Genomic DNA, 16,182 nt, shown 5'->3' on the forward strand with positions numbered 1-16,182 from the left:
TGGGTCGTGAGGCAACGGTGACCCGCGCGATCGGGGGAAAGCCTCGAAGCGTCGGTAGCAGTGGCCCGGTACTTCACGTGGTCAGACAGGGACCCGCACCGGTACCGCACTCGCCGTCGTCGATTCGTTGCCGAGCTCCCCGTTTCCGTTCTCTCCCCAGCAGAACACCTGCTCGTCCACGGTGGTCGCGCAGGTGTGAACAGCCCCGGTGGTGAGGGTCGTTGCCGCCGCGGGCAGTGTCACCGAGGTCGCTTCGGTCGACACACTGCCGGGCGCGCTGGTGTGCTGACCCCAGTCCGTCGTACCCCAGCACGAGACGGCACCGTCGTCAGTCACCGCGCAGGTGTGCCGCAGGGAAGCCGCGAGCGCGACGGCCCCGGACAGCGAAGCCTGCACGGGTTCGGATCGCGAGTCGGTGGTGCCGTCCCCGAGCTGGCCCCAGCCGTTCTCACCCCAGCAGTACGTCCGGTCGTCCTCGAGGGCAGCGCAGGTATGCCCGCGCCCTGCCACGACGAAGGTTGCCGCGGCGGGAAGCTTCACCTGCAGTGGATCAGCGATCGCGACGTCGGAATCGTTGGTGTATCCGCGTCCCAGCTGGCCGGAGGTGTTCGCGCCCCAACAGAAGACATCTCCGACGACAGTGGAGGCGCAGGTGTGGTTTCCTCCGGCAGCCAGCGACGTCATCGTGGGCAGGTCGATACGCCGAGGCGATTCGATCAGCTCGGTTCCCTCCTCACCGGCCTGTCCGTTGGTGTTGCGTCCCCAGCAATAGCCTTCACCGCCGTCCGTCAGGGCGCACGTGTGGTCCTCGCCGGCGCTCAGCGCGGTCACAGAGGCAGGCATGTCGATCCGCACCGGCTCGGTGCTGGGGTCGGTGGTACCCACGCCGAGCTGACCGAAAGTGTTGTAGCCCCAACAGTAGGTCGTGCCGTCGTCGAGGGCAGCGCAGGCATGCTCACGGCCCGTTCCGAGCGCGGATGCGGGAGAGGGAAGCTCGACCGGCACCGGTGAATATCGCGAATCGGTGGTTCCGTCTCCGAGTTGACCGGAGGCGTTGAGTCCCCAGCAACTGACATCACCACGAGAATCTGCGCACGTGAACCACCCGCCTGCGGAGACCGTGAACACGTCGTTCTGCGCAGGCGTGGACGCAGACCCTCCGCTCGCCACGGCGCCTTCACCGTCGTCGGAATCAGGCCAATAGACCGCGACACCGACGGCGGCCGCGATCACCGCCACCACCGCACCGAGCGCCGTGAGAGCTCGGCCTGAGATGCGGTTACGGTTCGATGTTTCCGCCCGCCGGGGCGCACGCACCGGCACGGTGGGGGCAGCCGCAGGCCTGCCGGAGCGGCCGGTGGCGGCGAGCGCTCCACGCGCGACCACGGTTTTCGGGTCGTCGAGGGTCGCAACGGGGCCGACCTGCCCGAGTAGGCTGTGCACCAACGGGATCCGCGAGGAACCACCAGTGAGATAGATCGCCTGCAACTGATCATGCGGGACGCGCCCCTGGGTCAGTGCGGCGCGGACGAGCGCGGTAGCCTGCTCGATCTGGGGGGCGATCAGGTCTTCGAACTCCCCACGGGTCAGGAGCAGGTTCTCGCGCCACGGTCCGCCTGCGGCCGACACCGTCGCGGACGGTGCGTCGGAAAGCACTTCCTTGGCGCGGCGCGCGGACTCCTCCAGGGCCCTTCGCGCCTGCAACTGATCGGGGCCGGAGCCGCGCAGGTACTCGGCGAGTTCAGGGTTGAGATCAGCGAGCTGGGACTCTGCCCAGTTGCGGACGAGTGCGTCGAAGTTCTTACCGCCGAGTCCATTGTCGCCGATGGCGGTGACGACCTCGAATTCGGCATCCGGGGTACTTCGCAGGATCGCTACGTCGACGGTGCCGCCGCCGAAGTCGAACACGGCGATCGCGGATCCTGCCCGGACGGGAGTGCTGCGGGAGTAGAAGTGCGCGGCGGCGCGTGGTTCGGACACCGTCACCACCGTCGATGGATCGATGCCTGCCTGCGCGGCGGCGTCGGTGAGCACAGCAACCACGTCCGCCGACCATCCTTCGGGGTGCGTGAGTACGACGCGGGAGGGCGGGACGCTGTTGCTGTGACGCAGTGCGCGGTGGTAGACAGTGCCGATTACTGCTGCGAACAGCGCTGCGCGGGGAACGGGCGTGCCACGAACCGAGACGGCAGGCAGACTCACGAGTCGTTTCGGTGACGGAACGAACGCTCCCGGGTCCGAATCAGCAGCATTGACCGCGGCATCGCCGACGAGGATGTCGCCGAGCGACCGCACCGGCACCGACCGGACGAAGACGGACGACACCATGAGATTGCTTTGATGCGTCAACGAGAGCGTGTGGATGCCGGTTCGCGCATCGGTCACGGCCGCAGCTGTGTTGGACGTACCGAAATCGATCGCCAGCGACCATTGTCCGATGCTCATGGCTCACGAGAGTAGGCGAGGGCACGCGACCATACGACCCAGCGGCGCCCGGGCGCGAAACACTGACCGAGCGTTGCTGCGTCACGGCGACTCTCCCCGGCCGCTGCGGTGTGGCTAGGCGACGGAGTGTTTGCCACGCTCCCGTACTGCGACGGCTCCCCGCGGGTGCGTTCGGCGCAGGTTCCGGACTCGCTCGCCAGCGGTGTGCAGCCGACCTGCTGCCGGCCCCGGCGTGATCATCAGGTGCGCCACGATGACGCACACACCCGTGAGCGCACCGTAGAGAACACCGGCCACAACCGATCCGGTGACCATGACCACCGTTGTTCCGACAATGAGTGCTGCGGACAGAACGAGAATGGCCAACGCTCTGCCCTGTGACGACCGGTCCCCCGACTCGGCGCGATGTTCGCCCATGATTTCCTCCCGTTTCCCACCCCGGAGCGGACTCGATCGCATCTCGTCGACAGAACCGAGCCTGACCGACGCGCGACCGCGGTATCCGAATGGACCGAAAGTTCCGCTCTTCACCCGCTACGCCCGGGCCGGCATCGTAGCGGGTAACAAAACACTACCAAATGTGATGAAAATCTCGCAACTGGCCTGTGGTGCGTCACCAAGCTGTTGCATCGGGGGGAAGACCGACCCTATTCGTCGCCGTCCGCGGACGTCCTGCCCTCGGGCGCATCGTTGCCCGACCAGGTGGCCCACAGCCGCGCATATTGCCCTCCTGCCGCAATCAATTCTTCGTGGGTTCCCGACTCGCAGACGAGACCGTGCTCGAGCACGACGACCCGGTCCGCGGTGACCGCCTGGGTGAGCCGGTGCGCCACCACCAACGAGGTCCGGCCGAGCACCGTGACGGCCGCCGAACTCTCGAGATCCCTGGCCCCGGCACTTCCGGCTTCGGCGGTCGCCTCGTCGAGAATCACGATCGCGGGGTCGGCAAGAAGGACGCGGGCGAGCGCGAGTTGCTGCGCTTGTGCGGCAGTGAGCCGATGACCGCCCTCGCCCACCACCGTGTCGATGCCGCCGGGCAGTGCGCGGACCCAGCCGGACGCACCCACCTCGGCGAGCGCAGCCTCGACCGCCCGATCGTCGGCGTGCGGCACGGCAAGTCGCAGGTCGTCGCGCAGTGTGCCTGCGAAGGTGTGTACCTCCTGGGTCACGATCACGAGACGATCGCGGAGCGTTGCTGCGAACTCGGCGAGCGGCACGCCGCCCAGCAACACCTCACCGGAGTCCGGGGTCATGCTGCCTGCCGCAATCGCCGCGAGCGTGCTCTTGCCCGACCCGGTCGGGCCGACCAGCGCGATCCGCTCACCAGGGGCAATCGTCAGGTCGATGCCGTGAAGTACCTCGTGTCCGTCGTAACCGTGGCGGATACCGCTCAGTCGCAGGCCCGAATCGGAGGGTACGCGAGGGTCGGCCACCGGAGGCGTGTCCTGGATCGAGACGACGCCGACCAGCCGCGCCAGACTCGCACCGGCCGACTGCACTTCGTCGAAGGTGAACAGGATCGCACCGAGAGGATTGAACAACTGGTGGAAAAGGAGCGCCGCGGCGGTGACCTGGCCGACCGAGACCGACCCGTCGTCGACGAGGACGAAGCCCGCGGCCAGGATGCACGCCAGGCTCACGTACTCGGCGCGATTTCCGCGGCTCGCAAAGCGCGCGAAGATCGAGAACACATCGATGCCGAGCAGCCGCGCGCGGTCGGATGCCTGGTCCACGAGGTCTCGGTGTACAGCTTCGGCCCCGTAAGCTCGAACGGTGCGCTGACCCTGGATACTGCTGATCAGAGCCTGGGATCGCGCTCCCATCGCGACACGCTGCGCGGCGTATCGAGGAGCGGACCGGGGCAGGTACCACCGCAGCGCCAACGTGTACATCGGGACTGCGATCGCGCCAGCCAGTCCCAGGCGCCAGTCGATTCCGACCATCGTCGTCAGGCTCACCACGACGAGGAACAGCGCGGAGATCACCGGCGGAACGGCCTCGGAGACCGCCTTGTCGATCACGGCGACGTCGTCGCCGACACGGGCGAGTACGTCGCCCTTGCCTGCCTGCTCGACTGTGCGCATCGGTAGCCCCAGTGCGCGTATCACCGCCGCTTCGCGCAGGCGCGCAAGCACAGTGGATCCCAGCACCGCGACGAAATATCCGGCAAGGCCGGTGAATACGCCCGCTGCGATCGCCGCAACCGCGATGATCGCGACGATCCCGCCGAGTGCGGACATCGGCGCCGACTCTCGAACGCGGTCGACGAGTACCCCGAACATGTAGACGGGTAGCACGGTGGCTGCGGCGCCCAGCGCGGCCGTGACGACCGCCGCTGCAGCGACGGCTGATTTCCGGCGAACCGCCCGGCCGAGCCAGGCCCACGATTCGCGGGCGGTAGCGACCGGAAGTATGCGGCGGTCGGCGTCGGGGATCATCTCGGTCATCGAATCACCGCCGCCTGGTAGACCGCGTCGGTCTCGGCGAGTCGGTGATGAGTCTCGGTGACAACGGCGCGACCGTCGTCGATCACGACGACACGGTCGGCGGCGGCGAGAAGCGCGGGGCTCGAGGTGAGGACGATCGTGGTACGCGGGTCGGTTCCGTGCCGGAGTTGGAGGAGGCCCTCCGCGATGTTCAGTTCGGTGACCGAGTCCACCGCGGTGGTGGGGTCGTGCAGGACAAGCACCGGCGGGTCGGCGACGAGCGCCCGCGCCAGTGCGATGCGCTGCCGCTGACCGCCGGACAGCGTCGTGCCGTCGTCGCCGACCGGGTGATCGAGACCAGCGGGATGCAGGTCCACGACGTCACGGGCAGCGGATGCGTCGAGCGCGCGTTCGAGGTCGATCGACGCGGAAGGACCGCGTCCCGCGGTGATGTTGGACCCCAGGGTGCCCGCGAACAGGAAGGTATCGTGCGGTTCGGCAAGGATCAGGGTGCGGGCGAGCTCGATCGGAAGATCGCGGGCGAGCACCGATCCGACAGTGAACGTGCCGGTGTAGTCGTCAGCAGGGACCTGCGAGGACAGCAGCGCGAACACTGCGTCGGCGTCCTCCGGCCGGTATGCCACGATTCCGACGAACTCGCCGCGTTCGACGGTGAGGTCGAGTCCCTCTAGCGTCCGGTACCGGAGATCGGTGAGTTCGAGCACCGGGCCCCGCTCACTGTGGGTCACGTCGTTGTTGCCGGGGTGCAGCAGCGGCGCGCTGTCGAGCACGCGCGCCACGCGGTCGGCCGACCCTCGTGACGCTGCGACGATCGCTGGGACCCGAGCCAAGGTGGTGAGCGGCTCTATCAGGAATTGAGCAAGACCCACGACCGTGATCACCTCGGCGAGGCCGATCCGGCCGCTGAGTGCCAGCCACCCCGCCCAGCCTGCGACCGCTACTGCGAGCAATGCGCTCGAGGTGGTAGAGACACCCGCGAACAGCGAGCGGACCTTCGCCGCGCTGAGCGTGGCGGTCAGAGCGTCGGCGCTGACAGCACGGAACCGCTCCCCCGCTACGGTCTCACCACCGATGCCGCGTAGCGGACGCAGTCCGGTGACGAGGTCTGTCGCGACGGCCGACGCGGTTCCGATGCGGGCCTGCTGCTCGGCCGTGCGGTGTGCGATGACAGGTGCGGCGAAGTGCAGTGCAGCCAGGAGCGCGGCCGTGCCGACCAGAACGCCGAGCCCGAGCGGCACATCGATCACGAACAGGATCACTGCCGTCGCGATCACCGCGACCGCGCTCGCAACAGCCCGGGCGACGAGGTCGAGGATCCATGTTGTGCGATCGGCGTCCGAGGTGGCGACGGAAAGCAGTTCTCCCGCGCGCATCTCGGTGCGGACACCGCGCGGGCGCAGGAGTGTGTCGGTGACCTCGACGCGGAGCCGGTGGCCTTCACCTTCCATCGCTGCAACGACGAGGCGCGCACCGAGCCGCCACGAGTAGGTGAGGGCAGTGAACAGCAGTGCGAGTGCGATCAACCAGGCCACCATCGCGGTCCGGTCGCCCGGGGCAATGGCGTTCGCGACGATCGCGCCGATGACGACCGGGACGAGTGCCTCGAACAACTGGTGCAGTCCGCACAGCACCACGGCAACGGTCATGCGTGCGCGGTGTCGACGCAGTATCCGCCACATCAGCGCGTTTCCGCGCAACATCTGGTGCCGCTTGTCCACCGAATCTCCTGTCTGTGCCGGGTTCACCCTAGGTGAGGACGTTGCCGAGGACTCGTCCGCCACCTGAAGTTTCAGAATTTTTGAAAGTCATAGCTAGGTAAGGCTAGGCTGACCCGACAGTTCGGTGGGACGTCCCCTCGCCCCGCCCCGTCGAAAGGTATCCATGCACAACAGACTCGGCCGTGCCCTGCGCCGGCCCCAGCTCATCGCGATGGTCGCGGCCGGTGCACTCCTGCTCGGGGCATGCTCGAGCGACGACAGCGGATCCGACACCGCCGCGTCCGGCGAACCCGATACCGCCGCGTCCGGCGACTTCGAACCGGTGACCATCGAACACGCTCTCGGCACAGCCGAGATCACCGAGGCCCCCGAACGCATCGTTACCCTCGGTATGGGATCGGCGGAGACCGTGCTCGCACTCGGCACAGTTCCTGTGGCGATCGAGGAGTATCCGTGGGGCAGCGACGAGACCGGCTACCTGCCGTGGATCCACGAAGAGATCACCGAGCGCGGCGAAGAACTGCCTGTCCAGTTCACCGGTGGAACCGAGGTCGACATCGAAGCGATCGCCGCTGCGGAACCCGATCTGATTCTCGCTCCGTGGTCCGGGGTCACCCAGGATCAGTACGACATGCTCGACGGTATCGCGCCGACCGTCGCCTACCCGGAACTGCCGTGGACCATCACGTGGCAAGAGCAGATCGAGACGATCGGCACCGCAATGGGCAAGCACGATGAGGCCCTCGATCTCATCGCCGAGATCGACGACACTTTCGCGAAGGCACGCGCCGAGCATCCCGAATACCAGGACGTGAGCTTCTCCTACATCTACAACACCGGCCCCGCCACCCTCGGCGTCTTCCTCGCGAACGAGCAGCGTGTCGCGATGGTCCGCGGACTCGGGCTCACCGTCGACCCGGTTGTCGACACACTCGAGGAGACCGAGGGCACCGACTCATCGGTCATCGGCCTCGAGAACGCGCATCTGCTCGCCGACTCGGACCTGATCTTCACCTTCTACAGCGACCCGGACAACCGCGCAGAGATCGAGGCGCAGCCCGTTTACCAGCAGATCCCGGCGATCTCGCGAGGGTCGATCGTGGCACCCGAAGAACAACCGTTCGTCACCGGGTCGTCGATCATCAACCCGCTCACGGTGCCGTGGGCCCTCGACCGTTACGTCCCACTCGTCGACGAGGCGATCTCGAACCTCGACCGGTAACAGGCGGACATACCGAAAGGGTGAGGGCGGACAATGGTCCGCCCTCACCCTCTTCCGTCGTCGCGCGCGGCTTTGAACCGCTTCCACTCCGCGCCGAGTTTCCGGTTGTCGAGCAACCATCCCATGTAGTCGCGCATGTTCTCGACCCGGATGTGCGCCGCTGAATCCGGGTCCACCCGCGCGAGTGCCTCTTCCGCGAGGGACCGTTGGCTGCGCAGATACTCTTCCTCGATGTCGAGGAAGCCGCCCCACACGTCGTCGGCCATGACGAAATAGTGGGCGCGCTCCCCCGCACGCCGGACCCGTTGCACGAACCCGCGCGCGACGAGACGCCGTGTGTACGTCGATACCGAGCCTCGACTGGTTCCCAGAGCGCGGGCGAGTTCGTCGGCGCTGACCCCACCGGATTCGTCGACGAGGAGGTATCCCGCGATGCGCCCTTCAATTCTCGATGCTCCACCTGTCTGCCAATAGTCGGCGAATCGTTCGACGAACCACGACCTGACGTCGGTGCCGTCCGCCCCGCGGGAACTGCTCATGGCAGCCATTGTCGCAACCCACTTCTCGTCCGTTGTGCGGGTGGGTACGTCTGTGGGCCATCGACGGAAAGCGCTAGTGTGCGTGCATGGCAGGCAACGTGGCCCTTCGGATCATGCGTCTGCGGACACTGATAGACCACCCCGGCACCGGTGACGGTGAACGCGCCGCAGCACAGCGCATGCTCGACAGGACCCTGACCGTGTCACGCAGCCCTCGGCGCTCCGGAGACCGGACGTACGGTGCCCGGTACCACCGTGTCGGCCGACACTCGAACCTGTCGCGCATCGCGGAGATGATCCGCGAGGACATCGCTTTCGCGCGAGTCGTATTCGCACCGTCGACACAGCCGTCCCGACCCGCCGTGCACGACCCGATTGCAGATGCGCCTGCCGACGTCACCTATACCGTGCGGACACCCCATGATTCCGAGGTCGTGATCACTCTGGAGAATGTCCCGCAGGATTGGGGGTGGGTGTCGGAATTCGGAATCGACACCCCGAGTTCGGCGCTCCGAGCACTCGTCGACGACCTCGCCGACCTCATGAACGGATACAACCACGACGGCTCCGACATAGGCACACGCTTCTTCGGCAGAGTGCGCGTGGGCGACGAGACCCTGATGTGGTGATCAGCGGACGTTGACGTCCTCCCGGCCGTGAACGACCGAGATTCCTACCAGCGCCCGCTGGGCGCTTTCGGTGGGTTCCTGTTTCATCGAGCCACGCTCCCCACTAAACAGGAAGACCTACCATCTCTCCACAGGCGTTTCGCCCCTCCGCCCGTCCAGCGGCGAGGATATTTCGTGCTGCATTGACATCGCGATCGTGGACCACACCACACCCCCGACAGGTCCACTCCCGCACCGACAACGGCTTCGATCCGTCGACCCGCCCGCACGCCGAACACAGCTGCGACGACGGAAACCACCGATCCACCTTCACCAACACCCGCCCATACCGGGCGGCCTTCTCCTCCAACAACCGGGTGAACATGCCCCACCCGGCATCGTGCACCGACTTCGCCAACCGCGTCCGTGCCACACCCTTCACGCACAGATCCTCGACGAACACCGCTTGATTCTCGCGGACGATCATCGTGGAATGTGTGTGCGCCCACCCGCTGCGGGCATCGGCCACCCTCGCGTGAGCTCTGACGACCTCGAGGCGGGCCTTTGCCCGGTTCTTGCTGCCCTTGTCCTTGCGAGACAGATTCTGCTGCGCCCTGCGGAGTCTGCGTTCGGCGCGTCGGAAGAACCTCGGGGACTCGATGACCTTCCCGTCCGAGAGCACCGCGAACGTGGCGAGCCCGAGGTCGATCCCCACCTCGGTGTCGCACTCCGAGAGCGGCTCGTCGGTGGTCTCCACCACGAACGACACGAAATAGCGGCCCGCCGCATCCTTGATGATCGACACACTCGACGGTTCCGACGGCAACTCCCGTGACCAGGCGACTTTCAGCTCGCCCACCTTCGCGATATACAGCCTCTGGTTGCTCGGATACCGAACCCGTTCCGGGTCAGCCGGATCGACTGCCGAGTGCCCTTGCGAGACCGGAACCGCGGAGCCCCCACCCTGCGACCCTTCCGCTTCCCGGACAGCGACTCGAACCAATTCCGATACGCGCGACGCGCGTCCTGACAGGCTTGGACCAACACCACCGACGCCACCTCGGACAGCCACACCCGCTGCGGAGTCTTCTTCGCCTCGGTGACCACCCGTTTCTGCACGGCGGTGTCCGAGATCTTCACCCCGGCCGCATACGCGTCCTGCCGGGAGCGCAACGCATCGTTGAACACCACCCGCGCGCATCCGAACGACCGGGCCAGCATGTCCTGCTGGCCGGGCGTCGGATACACGCGGTAGCGGTATCTGAGTTGCACGCCCGCACCGTACAAGCGACCACCGACACACACCGCTCGAGGGATCGGCTGTCCCGGCCGTGAACGACCGGGCTTGCGCCGAAGATAGTGCGGTCACGAGCCGTCCGCGAAAGAAGGCGAGTCGGCGTCGACGAACCGGTGATCGATAAGGACCGGAACGCAGTCGCTGCTCCGCACCTCGGACGCGATCTCCACGTCGCGGGCGAATCCGATCTGGGCAAGCTCGCGACCCGACGCACAGTCCCGCAGAGCACCGGCGACCCGATCGGCGACCGCGACCCATGCGCAGCGTGCTTGATCGGCTTCGGGCGACAACGACTCCGGTCCGAATGTCTCCACCAACTCGGCGATCACCGCGCCCGCGCCCCACAGATCTTCCACTGCCGGCCGCAGAGAGCCGTCCGGCCACTTCTCGCCCGCCGCGACGACGGCGACCACCGCGGTCGGATGATGCCGAGCGATCCACTCGGCCACGGCATGGGAGTTCCGCAGCGACGCACCGAGGCACGTCGAGGCCCGCGAATCCAGGTCATATGCGATCGACGACCCGTTCGGTGAGGGCAGCACCATCCGCTCCACGTTGCGCACGGACCTGATCGTGCCGGGCGACAGGCTCACTTCGCCGGGGGTCGCGTCCCGCCGCCCCACCGCGAGCACCGCGTCGTGTGCGGCCGCATGGGCCGCTGCAGTCTCGTCGCGCCACCGATAGGGCAGGACGTCGATGCCGGCGTCGAGCGCGACAGAAAGTGTGGTGGTGAACGACAGGACATCCACTACGACCGCTACATCCGCGCCCTCGGCGATTGCCGCGGCGCCCCGCAGCCCCCAGTCGAATCGGATCCGGGAATCACGCTGACGGTGTGCAGTGTTCATCCGACTGTCGTTCATCCGACCGTCAACGTCGGTGCGCCATCCGTTTGATGATCGTGTCGCCGATCGACTGCATGATCTGCACCATCACGATCAGCACGACCACGGCAACGAGCAGTACCGGCGTGTTGAAGCGCTGGTAGCCGTAGACGAGCGCAAAGTCGCCGAGGCCACCGGCCCCGATCACACCGGCCATGGCGGAGTAACCGACGAGAAGCACGAGCGTCAGCGTCGCACCGGCCACGAGTGCGGTCGTCGCTTCGGGCAACAGCACCTTACGCACGATCTGGATGTTCGTTGCGCCCATTGCCTCCGCGGCGTCCACACGCCCGCGTGGCACTTCGCGTAAAGCGGATTCGACAATGCGTGCGAAGAACGGGATCGCGCCGATGGTGAGCGGCACGATCGCGGCGGTGGGGCCGATTGCCGTGCCGACGATGAACCGCGTCACGCCGATCAGCGCGATGAGCAGGATGAGAAAGGGCAGCGAACGAAACAGGTTGACGATCACTCCGAGTACACCGTTGATCAGACGCTGGGGCCACAGGCCGCTCGGCCCGGTGATCTGCAGGATGATCCCGACGAGTATTCCCCCGATCACGGTGAGCACGAACGAGACCCCGACCATGTAGAGAGTCTCGAGTGTGGCGACCCAGACTTCGGGAAAGACCTCGTACCAGGCGGTCTTGTTCATTCGGACAACCCCTCGAGGTCGGTGTCGGTTCCCCACGACAGGGTCAGGTGTTCACGCTCGTCGACGAACCGAGCGATGCGGTCACGATCGGCGCCGGCATCGAAGCGCAGCCGGAGGCGGCCGACCGTCACGTCGCCGACCTTCTCGACACGACCGCCGACGACAGCGATGTCGGTGCCGAGCTCGCGGATCATCTCCGAGAGCCATGGCCCGTGTGCGTAGTCGCCGATCGCGGTGACGAGCGCAGTGTCGCTGATCGCCCCGGCCGACGGATCGTCGCCCACAGGTACGATCGCGGCGCCGAGCGCCGAGCCGGGGTCTGCGACGAGGTCGGAGATGCGGCCGGTTTCGACGATGCGGCCGGCTTCGAGCCTTGCCGCGGAGGTACATACACGCCGGAGTACACCGAGTTCGTGGGTGATGATGACGACGGTGACCCCGAGACGGCGGTTGATCTCCGCGACGAGATCGAGGATCTGGTCGGTGGTGTCGGGGTCGAGCGCGCTGGTCGCTTCGTCGCACAACAACACATCGGGTTCGGCGGCGAGCGCGCGCGCGATGCCCACGCGTTGCTGCTGTCCACCGGACAGTTGCGAGGGGTACGACTTCTCTTTGCCTGTGAGGCCCACGAGATCGATGAGCGCCTTGGCACGTGCCCGTCGGTCGGCTTTGCCGACTCCGGCGACTTCGAGCGGGAACTCGATGTTGCCGACCACGGTGCGCGAGTGCAGCAGGTTGAACTGCTGGAAGACCGTCCCGATGCGGCGTCGCGCCGACCGCAACTCGCTTCCCGACAATGTCGACAGGTCGTCGCCGCCGAGAAGGATCCGCCCCGAGGTGGGGTTCTCCAGAAGGTTGAGGCATCGCAGCAGCGTGGATTTGCCTGACCCCGACGGTCCGACGACCCCGAAGATCTCGCCGTCGCTGATCTCTAGGTCGATGCCGCGTAGTGCCGCGACCTCCTCGGCGCCACCCGCGCCGGGGAAGGTCTTGACGAGGGAGTCGACGACGATCATCAGTTGGCCGGGTGCACGGGGACCACGGAACCCGAGTAGGTTTCGTTGATCCATGCGGCGGTCTCGGGGGATTCGAGTGCGTCGGCGAGCGCAACCACGATCGGGTCGTTCTCGTTCTCGGCGCGGACCACGAGGAGGTTGGAGAACGGGTTGCCCTCGACCTCTTCGGTGTAGATGGAATCGTCGGCCGGGGTGAGCCCTGCTTCGAGCGCGTAGTTGGAGTTGATCACCGCGGCGGTGACCTGCGGGTCGTCGAGCTGGCGCGCGAGCTGGGGGCGCTCGATCGGGATGAACTGCAGGTTCTTCGGGTTCTCGGTGATGTTCGCCTCGGTGACGACGGACAGGTCGGCCTCGGTGAAGGGCACGTCCATCTTGATCAGGCCTGCGGATTCGAGAAGGTACAGCGCGCGAGCGTAGTTCGTGGTGTCGCGCGGGACCGCGATCGAGTCGCCGTCGGCGAGCTCGTCGAGCGAGGTGACCTTGTTCGAGTAGAGGCTGATCGGTTCGAGGTGCACGTCGGCAACGGCGACGAGGTTGTCGACTCCGTTCTGCTTCTGCCAGTCCACGAGGTACGGCTCGTGCTGGAAGAAGTTCGCGTCGACATCGCCGGCGGAGAGCAGCTCGTTGGGATCGATCTCACCGGTGACCTCGCGGATGTCGAGCGAATAATCGCCGAGGGCACCGCTGCTCACGACTTGCTCGAGGATTTCGACATGCGGCGTGGAGGACGCGGAGATGACCAGGGTGTTCTCGTCACCACCCGACGAACCACAGGCTGCCAGGCCCAGACCGAGGACAACAGCTGCCGAAGCGGCGGCGGTGCGGCGCAGGAACATCGTTTCTACCTTCCATGGGTGGAGACCGGCCCGCGGCGCGGTACCGGGTGGAGCCGGCTGTGGATCACCTGTCGAACGAGCGTGCCAATTCTGCGTGGAACCGCTCGGTGACGTTGGGGTGTGCCCGCAGCCTCGACTTCAGGGCGTTGAGTCCGTACACAGAATGCAAAGTACCGCCGTGGGCGTCGGTGCCCACACCTTTTGCGGCGGCGGCGAGGTCTGTGGGCAGGTCGACGATGGGCAGCGCCTTGTCGAGACCCGGATTGAGAAAGAACGGCAGCGAGACGCGGTCGGATCCGGCGGCCGGTGGTAAGACCCGGTGCACCGTTGCTTTGAGGTACCCGCCGGTGGCGACTTCGAGGAGTTCGCCGATGTTGACGATGAAGTGTCCTGGAATCGGATCGATGTCGACCCATTCGCCGTCGCGTTCGACCTGGAATCCGGTGCTGCCGTGTTCGGGATACAGCAGGGTCAGCGCACCGACGTCCTTGTGACTGCCGACGCCCTGGCCGGTGACGGTCAGGTCGTGGCCGGGGTATCGAGCGATCTTGAGGAGCGGATCCGACTCGGCGAACGCATCGTCGAAGAAATCGGCTGGGGCTCCTAGTGATTCGGCCCAGGCACGAAGCAGGCGCATCCCGACGTTGCTGCAGCGGGTGATCCAGGCGAGGGACTCTTCGCGAAGGTGCGGTACCTGGGTGGGCCACTGGTTGGGTCCGTGCAGCACCTCCCATGGTCGCGCCGGATCGATGTCGGTGACGGCGTCGCGCTCAGGGCCGATGTCGAGTTGTTCGCGCCAGTCGATGTATCCCTGGGTGTGTTCGCCGCCGATACGGGTGTAACCGCGGAAATGGGGCGAACGCGAGTTCTCGATCTCGAGTTTGTCCGCTTCGGGCAACGCGAAGAATTCTCGCGACGAGGTGATCAGGCGGCGCGCGCTCGACTCGTCGATGTCGTGTCCGGCGAGGTGGAAGAAACCGATCTCGTGGGTGACAGTTCGCAGCCGGTCGAGGAGCGCAGTGCGCGTGTCGCCGTCTCGGTCGAGGTCTGCGAGGTCGATGATGGGCAATGTTGCCGAGTCGGGCATGAGATGGATCCTTTCTGGACGCGACGCGCCGTCGCATGCAGGAACGGGTTCGGCAGCGGGTTCATTCCGTGGACGAATACGGGGCACGGATGACTGCGGGCGGAACCGGAACGTCGAGGAGATCCTGGAATCGCCCCGGGAGGCACCATCAGAGACTGCGACAACAACACGCGGGGGCATGGACGCCTACCCTGCGTGCGCTCACCAACTGCGCGAGATCATTGCCGAACATGGTGGTCAAGGCTAATCCGAGGAACAACTCGAGGGCAAATTGTCGCGTTCACCTCACTCCAGATTGACAGCATGCTGCTTTTTTGACAGACTGCTGTCATGACTGATGGCGACGCACCACGGACAGTTCACCTTGCCCTGTACGACACTCTCGCCGACTGGGAATACGGATACGCCGTCGCGGGAATCAACGATCCCGAATTCCAGAAGCGACCGGGACACTTCACGGTGGCCACGGTCGGCGCGACACGCGCTCCGATCACGACGAAAGGCGGCCTGCGGATCGTTCCGGACCTGACGCTCGACGAGATCCGACCGAGCGACAGCGCCATGCTGATCCTCCCGGGCAACGAAATCTGGAACACCGATAGCTTCACCTCGTTCACCGACAAGGCACGCGACTTCCTCGACGCCGAAGTCCCGGTCGCTGCGATCTGCGGCGCCACCGGCGCCCTTGCCGCCGCCGGACTTCTCGACGAGCGCGCTCACACCAGCAACGCTGCGGAGTTCCTCGACGACGTCGGCTACGCGGGCAGCCACCTCTACCGCAACGAGCCGGCAGTGACGGACGGTACTCTGATCACCGCGACCGGGATTGCACCGATCCATTTCGCGCGAGCCATCTTCGAGCAACTCGACCTCTACGAACCGGAGGTACTCGACGCATGGTTCGCCCTGTACGCAGACCGCAATCCCGCAGGCTTCTACACGCTGATGGAACGGCAGCAGTGACCGCCCGCATCCGTACCGACCAAGACCTGCTCAGCGGTGTCGCACTCACATCCTTCCGCCTCAACGGTCAGTTCCTGGCACTCGCTGAAACGCTGGCGCGACCCGTCGGCCTGACCGCGGCCTGGTGGCAGGTCCTCGGAGCGATCCTGCGCGAGCCGTTGCCCGTTGCCTCGATCGCACGCGAGATGGGTATCACCAGGCAGAGCGTGCAGCGTATCGCCGATCTACTCGTCGACCGCGGCATGGCCGAGTACCGGCCGAATCCCGCGCACCGACGCGCAAAGCTCGTGGCACCGACCCAGACCGGGCTCGACGCCGTCACCGCGCTGGACCCCGCTCACGCGGCCGCCGCCGCGCGACTCGCCGAGCTGATGGGAAGGGACGAACTGGACGCGGCGCTCGACTCGATGCGGCGACTCAGCTCGGCCCTCGACTCGATCGCCGAGGACTGATCCGGATCAGCGA

Annotated in this window: 16 protein-coding genes; 4 read left to right on the forward strand and 12 right to left on the reverse strand. The window is 66.4% G+C overall.

All coding sequences use genetic code 11. The features are described from left to right. Nucleotides 1-81: 81 nt before the first annotated feature. The 4 genes from ACTDXD_RS25420 to ACTDXD_RS25435 all read right to left on the reverse strand — a co-directional run bounded on the left by ACTDXD_RS25420 (nt 82) and on the right by ACTDXD_RS25435 (nt 6,592). The gene (locus ACTDXD_RS25420) at nt 82-2,445 is read right to left on the reverse strand and encodes an Hsp70 family protein (RefSeq protein WP_440124919.1); all 2,364 of its coding nucleotides are present in this window, start codon (nt 2,443-2,445) and stop codon (nt 82-84) included. Nucleotides 2,446-2,559: 114 nt separating this feature from the next. Continuing rightward, on the reverse strand, nt 2,560-2,862 hold the full coding sequence (locus tag ACTDXD_RS25425) for a hypothetical protein (protein ID WP_440124920.1): 303 nt from the start codon (nt 2,860-2,862) through the stop codon (nt 2,560-2,562). 230 nt (nt 2,863-3,092) lie between these two features. Further along, nucleotides 3,093-4,892, reverse strand: a complete 1,800-nt coding sequence (locus ACTDXD_RS25430; protein WP_440124921.1) for an ABC transporter ATP-binding protein — start codon at nt 4,890-4,892, stop codon at nt 3,093-3,095. Next, entirely contained in the window at nt 4,889-6,592 is a 1,704-nt protein-coding gene (locus ACTDXD_RS25435) for an ABC transporter ATP-binding protein (RefSeq protein ID WP_440127800.1), read from the reverse strand. The genes ACTDXD_RS25430 and ACTDXD_RS25435 overlap by 4 nt, the downstream gene beginning before the upstream one ends. Nucleotides 6,593-6,773: 181 nt before the next feature. Here ACTDXD_RS25435 and ACTDXD_RS25440 point away from each other — a divergent pair, with 181 nt between their 5' ends. After that, the gene (locus ACTDXD_RS25440) at nt 6,774-7,832 is read left to right on the forward strand and encodes an iron-siderophore ABC transporter substrate-binding protein (RefSeq protein WP_440124922.1); all 1,059 of its coding nucleotides are present in this window, start codon (nt 6,774-6,776) and stop codon (nt 7,830-7,832) included. Between the two features lie 44 nt (nt 7,833-7,876). Here ACTDXD_RS25440 and ACTDXD_RS25445 read toward each other — a convergent pair whose 3' ends face one another. Then, nucleotides 7,877-8,371: a GbsR/MarR family transcriptional regulator gene (locus tag ACTDXD_RS25445; RefSeq protein ID WP_440124923.1), complete on the reverse strand. Its 495-nt coding sequence runs from the start codon at nt 8,369-8,371 to the stop codon at nt 7,877-7,879. A gap of 86 nt (nt 8,372-8,457) precedes the next feature. Between ACTDXD_RS25445 and ACTDXD_RS25450 the strand changes: the two genes are divergently transcribed. Beyond that, a complete protein-coding gene (locus ACTDXD_RS25450; protein WP_440124924.1) occupies nt 8,458-9,000 on the forward strand; it encodes a hypothetical protein in 543 nt (180 codons plus the stop codon). A gap of 103 nt (nt 9,001-9,103) precedes the next feature. On the opposite strand, the gene ACTDXD_RS25455 is transcribed toward ACTDXD_RS25450, so the two are convergent. From ACTDXD_RS25455 to ACTDXD_RS25485, 7 genes are all read right to left on the reverse strand, one after another. Further along, complete coding sequence (locus ACTDXD_RS25455; protein WP_440124925.1) at nt 9,104-9,838, reverse strand: RNA-guided endonuclease InsQ/TnpB family protein; 735 nt, start codon at nt 9,836-9,838, stop codon at nt 9,104-9,106. Further along, nucleotides 9,826-10,251, reverse strand: a complete 426-nt coding sequence (locus ACTDXD_RS25460; RefSeq protein WP_440124926.1) for a helix-turn-helix domain-containing protein — start codon at nt 10,249-10,251, stop codon at nt 9,826-9,828. Before ACTDXD_RS25460 ends, ACTDXD_RS25455 begins: the two co-directional genes overlap by 13 nt. Nucleotides 10,252-10,344: 93 nt before the next feature. Next, nucleotides 10,345-11,124, reverse strand: a complete 780-nt coding sequence (locus tag ACTDXD_RS25465; protein WP_440124927.1) for a 2-phosphosulfolactate phosphatase — start codon at nt 11,122-11,124, stop codon at nt 10,345-10,347. A gap of 22 nt (nt 11,125-11,146) precedes the next feature. After that, complete coding sequence (locus ACTDXD_RS25470) at nt 11,147-11,815, reverse strand: methionine ABC transporter permease (RefSeq protein ID WP_440124928.1); 669 nt, start codon at nt 11,813-11,815, stop codon at nt 11,147-11,149. After that, nucleotides 11,812-12,885: a methionine ABC transporter ATP-binding protein gene (locus tag ACTDXD_RS25475; protein WP_440124929.1), complete on the reverse strand. Its 1,074-nt coding sequence runs from the start codon at nt 12,883-12,885 to the stop codon at nt 11,812-11,814. The genes ACTDXD_RS25470 and ACTDXD_RS25475 overlap by 4 nt, the downstream gene beginning before the upstream one ends. Further along, on the reverse strand, nt 12,831-13,667 hold the full coding sequence (locus tag ACTDXD_RS25480) for a MetQ/NlpA family ABC transporter substrate-binding protein (RefSeq protein ID WP_440124930.1): 837 nt from the start codon (nt 13,665-13,667) through the stop codon (nt 12,831-12,833). Before ACTDXD_RS25480 ends, ACTDXD_RS25475 begins: the two co-directional genes overlap by 55 nt. A 64-nt stretch (nt 13,668-13,731) precedes the next feature. Next, a complete protein-coding gene (locus tag ACTDXD_RS25485; RefSeq protein WP_440124931.1) occupies nt 13,732-14,754 on the reverse strand; it encodes an isopenicillin N synthase family dioxygenase in 1,023 nt (340 codons plus the stop codon). Nucleotides 14,755-15,084: 330 nt separating this feature from the next. Here ACTDXD_RS25485 and ACTDXD_RS25490 point away from each other — a divergent pair, with 330 nt between their 5' ends. Both ACTDXD_RS25490 and ACTDXD_RS25495 read left to right on the forward strand, forming a co-directional pair. Continuing rightward, entirely contained in the window at nt 15,085-15,717 is a 633-nt protein-coding gene (locus tag ACTDXD_RS25490; protein ID WP_440124932.1) for a DJ-1/PfpI family protein, read from the forward strand. Continuing rightward, nucleotides 15,714-16,169 carry a MarR family winged helix-turn-helix transcriptional regulator gene (locus ACTDXD_RS25495; RefSeq protein ID WP_440124933.1) on the forward strand — a complete coding sequence of 152 codons (456 nt, stop codon included), beginning with the start codon at nt 15,714-15,716 and terminating at the stop codon, nt 16,167-16,169. Before ACTDXD_RS25490 ends, ACTDXD_RS25495 begins: the two co-directional genes overlap by 4 nt. Nucleotides 16,170-16,182 lie beyond the last annotated feature (13 nt).

Origin of the sequence: Rhodococcus sp. SJ-3 (assembly GCF_051918125.1) — a bacterium.
Lineage (GTDB): Bacteria > Actinomycetota > Actinomycetes > Mycobacteriales > Mycobacteriaceae > Rhodococcus.